Here is a 9,095-nt window from a genome sequence, read left to right on the forward strand (position 1 = left end):
CTGCTGTTTCCGCGCAGTTCGGCGTCGGCAGGAAGTAGAGCCAATGCCAGAGGATCGGCAGCGGGTCACCCTCGCGAAACTCTCCCCCGACGATGCCGAGCGCGGCGTTCCAGGCATTAGCGCGCCACGGATCTAGCCATCGGTGCGCTTCCCGAACATGCCCGACCTCGTCGGTCAATCTGCTCCCGTCAACCATCAATCTCACCCGGCAGATTCGCTCAAAACCCCAATTGGCGCGACGCAAGCTCTTTCATGATCTCCTCGGTGCCTCCACCGATCGCGTTCACCTTGACCTCCCGATAGATGCGCTCCACCTTCGAGCCCCGCAGAAAGCCGGCGCCCCCAAAAATTTGAACCGCTTCGGATGCGCAAAACGCCATTGTCTGCGTCGCCTGGTTCTTCAGCATGCAGAGCTCCGCAATCGCTTCGATATTTTGTTCCATCTGCCAAGCGACGATCTCCAGCAGCGCCTGTGTGGCTACAATCCGCTGCTTCATATCGACAAGCTTGTGGCGAATGACCTGATGCTGAACCAGACGCTTGCCAAAGGTCTCGCGCGTTTTCGCATAGGCAAGCGCCTCATCATAGGCGAGCTGCGAAAATCCGATTGCGGACGCCGCCAGCCCAAGACGCTCCTCGTTGAACGTAGCCAACAGATATTTGGCTCCAGAATTCTCTTCGCCGATGAGCCGGTCGGAGGGCACATAGCAATCCTGGAAATACAGAGCGGCCGTATCCGATGCCCACCATCCCATTTTTCTGTCGAGCGGCACCCGCGATAAACCTGGGCTGTCCGCATCCACAACGACAAGCGAGAGGCCACCGAAGCCCGGTCCTCCGGTACGGACGGCAACGGTGATGTAATCGGCCCTCATTCCCGTCGTTATGAACGTCTTCTCACCATTGAGGATGAAACCTTGACCCTCCCGCCGGGCCGTTGTTCTGAGCTTAGCCACATCAGACCCTCCGGTCGGCTCAGTTACGGCCAACGCGGCAATCCGGTCCCCTGACAAGACCGCAGGCACGATGCTGTTACGCAATTCATCAGATCCGAACCTGACGATCGGCGGCAAGGCGAGCGTGTGACTGAGCAACCCCGCACATATGCCGCCGGCCCCGCACTGAGCGAGTTCTTGGTTCACGATGATCGAGTAAAAGCGATCTCCCGGAACACCGTCGAGCTCTTCCGGAAAATTGGCTTGTAAGAGCCCCACTGCAGACGCCTTCCGGTACAATTCACGCGGAAAAGTGCCCGCCTCGTCCCACGAATCGACATATGGCTCGATCTCTTTCCTGACAAAGCGTCGCAGCTGTTCACGAAACGCTTCATGTGAGGCATCGTAGAACAAGGCAATTGGCAACAATTCCTCCATTTGTTCGCTATTCGATCCGCTCTTCTGAAGCCAACTTCATAAGTGAGCCATATTCACTAATTCGAGAATTAGATTCTTTGGTGCAAAGTCTAGCATTTTGTTGCAGCGCGGCAATTGACTTACTGAGCTTATTCTTCTTTAAATGAGCATGGCTCACTAAACACAACAGATCAAGCCTTGAGGAAACGTCGATGCTTAACGTGAACGCACGCACCCCACGACTTGACCGTTGCGTTGGTGGCTGCTGCTGATCCGCGAGGCGCCCGTGCGACGCAATCCTTCGGTTTCAACACGCACCATCACTCGACTGCCTCGAGAGCAGCGTATCCGAGATATCGAGGCTGCGGCGCGCACCGTTTTCATCAAACGCGGTTATGCCGCCGCATCAATGGCCGAAATCGCGACTGAAGCCGGCGTCGCCGAAGGCACGATCTACAAGTTCTTTAAGACTAAATTCGACCTGCTGCTGCGCGTTTTGGAAAGCTGGTATCGCAGCATGCTGGAAGATTTCTCCGAACAATTGCCCGGCATCATTGGCTGCAGCAACAAGATTCGCTTCGTCGTGTGGCGGCACCTCAAGTCACTGAAGGACAATCCTGAGCTAGCGCGCCTCTGCTGGAGTGAAGCCCGTAACAGCCGGGACTATTATCATCACAGCATCTACAAGCTGAACCGTGAATATACCAAGGTTCTCGTTGATGCCTGCCGCGAGGGTATCGAAGTTGGAGAATTGCGCGAAGACCTGCCGGTCACCATCATTCGCGACATCATATTTGGCGGAATCGAACACCATATATCTCGATTTCTCTACAGCCGCGGCGATTTCGATGTGGACAAATCGACCGACCAGATCTGTTCGATCGTATTTGGAGGATTGCTTGCCCAGCGTCAGGATCAGCAGCATCTCTTAGTACGTTTCGAGCAGATCGCCGACCGGATGAGCAGCATCATCGACAATCGATCGCGCAGATCCAATTGAACGCGTTTTGATCTGCGCTACAGAGATGAGACAGGACTTGCGATGACTTACAAGTCGATATTCCGCTCCGACGCGTTCGTGGGGCAGCGCATCGTCGTGACGGGGGGCGGCAGCGGCATTGGACGATGCACAGCACATGAATTGTCATCGCTGGGCGCGTTTGTCGCGCTTGTTGGAAGAAACGAGGAAAAACTGCAAGCTGTAGCCAAGGAAATCTCCGCTGCCGGCTACACACCTCCTACTCGCCATGCTTGCGACATTCGCGACGAAAAGCAGGTCGCGTCCACCGTTGCAGACATTCTCGCATCGGGGCAGCCAATAACCGGCCTCGTAAACAATGCCGGTGGGCAATTCATCGCACCACTCAGGGACATCTCTCTCAATGGCTGGGAGGCGGTGGTGCGGACCAACCTGACGGGAGGCTTTCTGATGGCGCGCGAATGCTACCGCGCCTCGATGGAGGCGCATGGCGGCGCTATTGTAAATATTCTCGCAGACATGTGGCATTCAATGCCGGGGATGGGGCATTCCGGCGCGGCTCGGGCCGGAATGCTGAACTTCACCCAGACCGCAGCCATCGAATGGGCGAGTTCGGGCGTTCGCGTCAATGCAGTCGCGCCAGGATGGATCGCATCCGCGGGTTTGACGAAATACCCCGAAACAGCGCGTCCGATGTTCCAGCGCCTTCAACAGCACGTTCCACTGAAACGATTTGGCACAGAATCCGAAGTGTCGGCGGCAATCGTCTTTCTCCTGTCCGAAGCCGCGGCGTTCATTTCTGGCACTTGTTTGCGGGTCGATGGCGCCGTTCCCAACGCTAGGCCGGACTGGGACATCCCTGACCATCGCCGGTCGAAGCCCTATCGGGCCTTCGATCTTGAATCCGAGATTGACTTTCTCGACAGCTGCGCACGTTGATTCCATGGCGGCTCTGCAATCCCAGATCGACACGGGCGAGGAGAGTTTCGTCAGAAACCGCAACGATATGTTGCGCCTGATTGCGAGCTATCGCGCGATAGAACAGAGGGTTGCTACGCTATCGAACGCGCGCCGCGAGCAATTCGAATCTCGAGGCCAACTGCTCCCGAGGCAGCGGCTAGTCCACTTGATCGATCGTGGAAGTCCGTTCCTGGAGCTGTCGTCGCTTGCGGGACTTGGCATGCACGACGATGATGGCGCCGACAACGTCATGGGCGGCGGCGCTATCACCGGCATCGGCTTCGTCTCCGGGGTCCGCTGCATGATCGTCGCTCACGACAGCGCCATCAAGGGTGGCATCATCACGCCGCTCGGTCTGAAGAAGCAGCTTCGCGCGCAAGACATTGCAGCCGAAAACAAGTTGCCGGTCATCTATCTGGTCGAATCCGGCGGCGGCAATCTGCGACTGCAAGCCGAAACCTTCATCGACGGCGGAGCGATGTTCAAGAACCAGTCGCGTCTTTCCGCGGCCGGCATCCCGCAAATCAGCGTCGTGCATGGCTCGTCGACGGCAGGGGGCGCCTATCTCCCGGCTTTGTCCGATTACGTGATTATGGTCCGCAACCGCGCGAAAATCTTCCTGGCGGGACCACCCCTGCTCAAGGCCGCGACGGGAGAGGTGGCGACTGACGAAGATCTGGGCGGCGCCGATATGCACTCGTCGGTCTCCGGTGTGGCCGACTATACCGCCGAGGACGACCTGGAGGCGCTCAGCCTGGCACGGCGCATCGTGAAAGCACTGAACTGGAGTGGTAGCGCGCCTGTTAGCTCGTTCCGCGAGCCGCGGTATCCGCCCGAAGAGCTGGCCGGCATTGTCCCGATCGACTTCCGTAAGTCCTATGATGTGCGCGAAGTCATTACAAGACTCGTCGATGATTCCGATTTTCTGGAATTCAAGCACGCCTACGGCTTTGCGACGGTCTGTGGTCAATCGGAGATACACGGCCATCCAGTCGCCTTCATTGCCAATAACGGGCCGATTGATCCCGATGGCGCAAGCAAGGCCGGACAATTCATCCAACTCATGTGTCAGGCGGGCACGCCGATCGTCTACCTCCAGAACATCACCGGGTATTTGGTCGGCACCGATGCCGAGCGCCGTGGCATCGTCAAACACGGTGCCAAAATGATTCAAGCGGTCTCCAACGCCACGGTTCCGCAGATTACGCTGCATATCGGTGCGAGCTTTGGTGCCGGCAACTTCGGCATGTGCGGGCGCGCTTTCGATCCCCGCTTTATCTTCGCCTGGCCCAATAACCGGGTAGCGGTCATGGGCGGAGAGCAGGCGGCGCAGGTCATGACGATCATCGCCGAAGAGCGTCAGAAAAAACTGGGCAAGGTCTTTGACCGGGCCGCGGCCAAGGCCACGGAGCGCCAACTGATCGAACAATTCGAAAAGGAATCGACGGCGCTATTTGCGACAGCTCGGCTTTGGGACGACGGAATCATCGACCCACGAGACTCGCGCAACGTACTGGCCTTTTGCCTCGCGACATGCCGAGAGGCTCAATCGCGAAACCTCAATGCGAATACGTTCGGAGTGGCGCGGCTATGATGTTCCAGCAGGAGCACCTCGAATTGCAGCGCTCGGTCCGCAAGCTAATCGAGAGCGAGATCAACCCGCACGTCGATGAATGGGAACAGGTGGGTCAGTTTCCCGCGCACGAGGTCTTCAAGAAGTTTGGCCAGCAGGGTCTGCTCGGCATCAACAAACCGGAGCGGTTCGGCGGCCTCGGCCTCGACTACACCTTCTCTATCGCATTCACTGAAGCACTCGGCAACATTCGGTGCGGCGGTGTTCCGCTCGCGATCGGTGTGCAGACCGACATGGCAACGCCAGCGCTGGCGAAGCACGGATCGGATGCTCTGCGCGCGGAATTTCTGGAGCCAGCGATTGCAGGCGATTTGGTTGCCTGCATCGGTGTCTCGGAGCCAAGCGCTGGATCGGACGTCAGCCGGATCAAGACGCAAGCCCGGAAAGACGGCGGCGACTACGTTATCAATGGCGGGAAAATGTGGATTACCAACGGTGCGCAGGCCGACTGGATGTGCATGCTCGCCAACACCAGCGATGGGCCGCTGCACAAATCCAAGTCTTTGATCTGCGTTCCGTTGAAGTCGCGCGGCGTGACGATCGCCCGCAAGCTCGACAAATTGGGCATGCGGTCCTCCGACACGGCGCAGATTTTCTTCGAGGAAGTCCGGGTGCCTCAGCGCAATCGCATCGGTGAAGAAGGACTAGGTTTCGTATATCAGATGGAGCAGTTCCAGGAAGAGCGCCTGTGGTCGGCGGCGAGCCAGCTCCGGCCGCTGGAGCAGGCCATCGCCGATACGATCGAATATACCCAGACGCGCGAGGCCTTCGGCCGTCGTCTTATCGATAACCAGGCAATCCGCTTTCGCCTGTCCGAACTGCAGACTCAAGTCGAGCTGTTGCGCTCGCTCATATACCGCGCTGCCACTGAATATATCGCGGGGGTCGATGTGACGACGCTTGCCTCAATGGCAAAGCTCGCTTCCGGCCGCATTGCGCGCGAGGTGGCGGACTCGTGCCTGCAATATTACGGCGGCATGGGCTTTATGAACGAGACGCCGATCTCCCGGCTGTTTCGCGACGCTCGCGTCGCCTCGATCGGAGGCGGCGCTGACGAAATCATGCTCGAGATCATCTCGAAACGCATGGGAATGACTGACCGAAAAGCTTGATCTCGGGAAAACCCCTCGTAACCGATCGGAAAAGAGTAGCAGTGGCGTCGTTTTCCACCATCCTGATCTCGAATAGAGGGGAGATCGCTGTCCGCATCGCCCGCACTGCGCGGAAACTGGGACTGCGGACTGTCGCCGTCTATTCGGATGCCGACGTCAGTTCGCCTCACGTCCGGGTTGCCGATCTTGCGGTGAACATCGGCGGCGCGCCTGCATCTGAATCCTACCTGAATACGAAAACGATCATTGAGGCAGCGCGCACCACCGGATCCGAAGCAATCCATCCCGGCTATGGCTTTCTCTCGGAAAGCGCAGATTTTGCTGAAGCCTGCTTGAAAGCCGATCTGATCTTTGTCGGCCCGGAGCCCGAGGCGATCCGACTCATGGGGGACAAGGCAACGGCCAAGCGCATCATGGCCGAGAAAGGAGTGCCGTGCCTGCCGGGCTATGACGGCGCGGCGCAAGATGAAGCGACGTTTGCTTCCGAAGCGGATCGGATCGGCTACCCGGTGATGTTGAAGGCGACCGGCGGCGGCGGCGGCAAGGGCATGCGGCTGGTTTATTCGGAGCAGGAATTGCGAGAGGGCCTCCCGTCTGCACAGGCAGAGGCGATGAAAGCCTTCGGCAACCCTCAACTGATGCTCGAAAAGGCGATCGTAGCGCCACGTCACGTCGAGGTTCAAATCTTCGCGGACACACTCGGCAACGTTGTCCACCTCGGCGACCGTGACTGCTCAATTCAGCGTCGCCATCAGAAGATCATCGAAGAAGCGCCAGCTCCTAATCTCGACCCGACGCTCCGGCAGGAAATCGCACAGGCTGCCCTGATCGCGGCGCAAGCGATTTCCTATCGGGGCGCTGGGACCGTGGAGTTCCTGGTTACTGCCGACCGGCGGTTCTATTTCCTCGAAATGAACACGAGGCTTCAGGTCGAACATCCCGTGACCGAAATGGTCACTGGCCTTGACCTCGTCGAATGGCAACTGCGTGTGGCGGCCGGCGAAGCCTTGCCTTTGCCGCAAAAGCAGATCGTGCTGAACGGGCACGCAATCGAAGCGCGTGTCTGTGCCGAAGATTCCACCGCAGGCTTCCTTCCGCAGACCGGACGGTTGACTTCCTGGATTCCGGCGACCCGCAGCGGCATCCGTATCGATCATGCCCTGGAGAAAGGTGTTCACGTCACAGGCTTTTATGACTCGATGATCGCCAAGATTATCGGCTATGGCGAAGATCGCGAACAGGCACGCCAGATAACGCTGGCCGCCGTCAAAGACACCTTCATCGCAGGCGTCGAGACCAATCAGGCATTTCTGATCGAATGCATGCAGAGCAGGTCTTTTGCTGACGCGGAGTTCGCCACCGATTTCATCGAACGACTCCTCGCCGAAAGCAAACGAGATCAGCCGCCTGACCCGTTGTTCGTCATTCTAGCTGCGACAATTTTCTATCGTCACTGTTCGAGCAGATATGCCGGCCCGCTCTTCGGTTGGCGCAACAGCGCCTGGACCGCGGAGCTGGTCGAGCTTCAGTCGGGAGACTGGTTCGGAGGAATCAGCGTCACGCCGCTTTCCGGCACGCAATTCAGCGTCCTATATCGCGAGATACGCAAGACCGTATCGATATGCGGCGATGGCGCGCAATTGAACGTAACCATCGACGGCGTTCAAAGTGTCGTCGCGCAGGCTTGGGACGGCAACTCGCTGACGATCCAATGGTGCGGAAAGCGTCGATCGTTCACTGAATCCGAGCCCATCCTTGCTCGGAACACCGAAGCGAACACTGCCTTCGTCGCTTCCGCTCCGATGCCGGGATTGGTCACCCAGGTGAATGTTTCGGCAGGAGACGTGATCGAAAAGGGCGCCATTCTTCTCATTCTTGAAGCCATGAAGATGGAGCATATGGTGCGCGCTCCGGTCTCAGGCCGCGTCGCATCGATCAAAGTCAAGAAAGGGCAACAAGTCGCAAGCCGGGAGAGCTTGGTCGAAATAGATCCTGAAACAGGATAGGCCGGCCTTGTTCCAGCATCGTCGCTGTCGATCTGCGTCCGCGATCAACAAGAAAAAGATCGAACACAAAGGGGAAGGAAATGATGACACAACTCAGGAGCATTACTCTCGGCACACGAGGCAATGTCGTCAAGAAAAGCGCCGATGGCACGATTTTTCTTTCGTCGCCGGAACCGCTGAAGCCTTATCGTAAGCGATACACCGAATCGCTCGAATACTGGGCCGCGGCTGCGCCCGATCGCATTTTTTTGGGTCAGCGTGCGAACGACGGAAGCTGGCGTACTGTAACTTATCAGGACGCCCACAACTCCGTGCAGCGCCTGTCGCAGTTCTTCCTCGATCGCGGTCTGTCGGTCGAGCGACCGCTGATGATCCTGTCCGGCAACGATATCGAACATGCTCTGCTGGCGCTCGCAGCCATGCATGTCGGCGTCGGCTATGCACCGATTTCGGTGTCCTTCTCGCTGCTTTCGTCTGATCACGGCAAGCTTCGCCACACCTATAAGGTGCTGACGCCGGGGCTCGTCTTTGCCGCCAGTGGCCGCATGTTTCAACGTGCCATCGATTCCGTTGTGCCGGAATCGGTTGAGGTCCTGGTCACGCAGGACGCTCCCACTGGGCGCCGCTCGACAATATTTTCCGATGCGGTTGCGACTCCGATCACTGCCGCTGTCGCAGAGCGTGCCCGATCGGTCGGAGAAGACTCGCTCGCAAAGATCCTGTTCACATCGGGCTCTTCGGCGATGCCCAAAGGCGCGATCAATACCAACCGGATGCTTTGCTCCAATCAGCAGATGAGCGTCCAGACCTGGCCGTTCCTGTCCGAAGCGCCCCCGGTCTTTGTCGACTGGTTGCCCTGGAATCACACCTTCGGCGGCAACTTCGTATTCGGGCTTGCCCTTCACTTTGGCGGTTCACTCTATATCGACAACGGGCGGCCCACTCCGCAGGACATAAGCAAGACCGTCGAGAACATTCGCGAAATCCGGCCTACCTGCTATGTCGGCGTGCCGAAATGCTACGAGATGCTGTTGCCGTATTTCGACGCCGATT

At 58.1% G+C, this 9,095-nt stretch carries 7 protein-coding genes; 6 read left to right on the plus strand and 1 reads right to left on the minus strand.

What is annotated here, in order from left to right; genetic code table 11:
* Positions 1 to 218: 218 nt before the first annotated feature.
* The gene (locus AB7F49_RS35615) at positions 219 to 1,373 is read right to left on the minus strand and encodes an acyl-CoA dehydrogenase family protein (RefSeq protein ID WP_428531454.1); all 1,155 of its coding nucleotides are present in this window, start codon (positions 1,371 to 1,373) and stop codon (positions 219 to 221) included.
* Positions 1,374 to 1,602: 229 nt separating this feature from the next.
* Here AB7F49_RS35615 and AB7F49_RS35620 point away from each other — a divergent pair, with 229 nt between their 5' ends.
* The 6 genes from AB7F49_RS35620 to AB7F49_RS35645 form a co-directional block, all read left to right on the plus strand.
* A complete protein-coding gene (locus tag AB7F49_RS35620) occupies positions 1,603 to 2,352 on the plus strand; it encodes a TetR/AcrR family transcriptional regulator (RefSeq protein ID WP_428531457.1) in 750 nt (249 codons plus the stop codon).
* 42 nt (positions 2,353 to 2,394) lie between these two features.
* Entirely contained in the window at positions 2,395 to 3,270 is an 876-nt protein-coding gene (locus AB7F49_RS35625) for an SDR family oxidoreductase (protein WP_428531460.1), read from the plus strand.
* Positions 3,271 to 3,274: 4 nt separating this feature from the next.
* Positions 3,275 to 4,885, plus strand: a complete 1,611-nt coding sequence (locus tag AB7F49_RS35630) for an acyl-CoA carboxylase subunit beta (RefSeq protein ID WP_428531463.1) — start codon at positions 3,275 to 3,277, stop codon at positions 4,883 to 4,885.
* A complete protein-coding gene (locus AB7F49_RS35635; RefSeq protein ID WP_428531466.1) occupies positions 4,882 to 6,036 on the plus strand; it encodes an acyl-CoA dehydrogenase family protein in 1,155 nt (384 codons plus the stop codon). Before AB7F49_RS35630 ends, AB7F49_RS35635 begins: the two co-directional genes overlap by 4 nt.
* A 41-nt stretch (positions 6,037 to 6,077) precedes the next feature.
* Positions 6,078 to 8,042 carry an acetyl/propionyl/methylcrotonyl-CoA carboxylase subunit alpha gene (locus AB7F49_RS35640; RefSeq protein ID WP_428531469.1) on the plus strand — a complete coding sequence of 655 codons (1,965 nt, stop codon included), beginning with the start codon at positions 6,078 to 6,080 and terminating at the stop codon, positions 8,040 to 8,042.
* 83 nt (positions 8,043 to 8,125) lie between these two features.
* Positions 8,126 to 9,095: AMP-binding protein (locus AB7F49_RS35645; protein ID WP_428531472.1), on the plus strand; the 970-nt coding region annotated here is incomplete at its 3' end.

Origin of the sequence: Pseudorhodoplanes sp. (genome assembly GCF_050250235.1) — a bacterium.
Lineage (GTDB): Bacteria > Pseudomonadota > Alphaproteobacteria > Rhizobiales > Xanthobacteraceae > Pseudorhodoplanes.

Bases quoted from the DNA above. Each gene is read 5' to 3' on its own strand.
- AB7F49_RS35630 (WP_428531463.1), top strand. From the start codon at position 3,275: ATGGCGGCTCTGCAATCCCAGATCGACACGGGCGAGGAGAGTTTCGTC.
- AB7F49_RS35625 (WP_428531460.1), top strand. From the start codon at position 2,395: ATGACTTACAAGTCGATATTCCGCTCCGACGCGTTCGTGGGGCAGCGC.
- AB7F49_RS35635 (WP_428531466.1), top strand. From the start codon at position 4,882: ATGATGTTCCAGCAGGAGCACCTCGAATTGCAGCGCTCGGTCCGCAAG.
- AB7F49_RS35615 (WP_428531454.1), bottom strand. From the start codon at position 1,373: ATGGAGGAATTGTTGCCAATTGCCTTGTTCTACGATGCCTCACATGAA.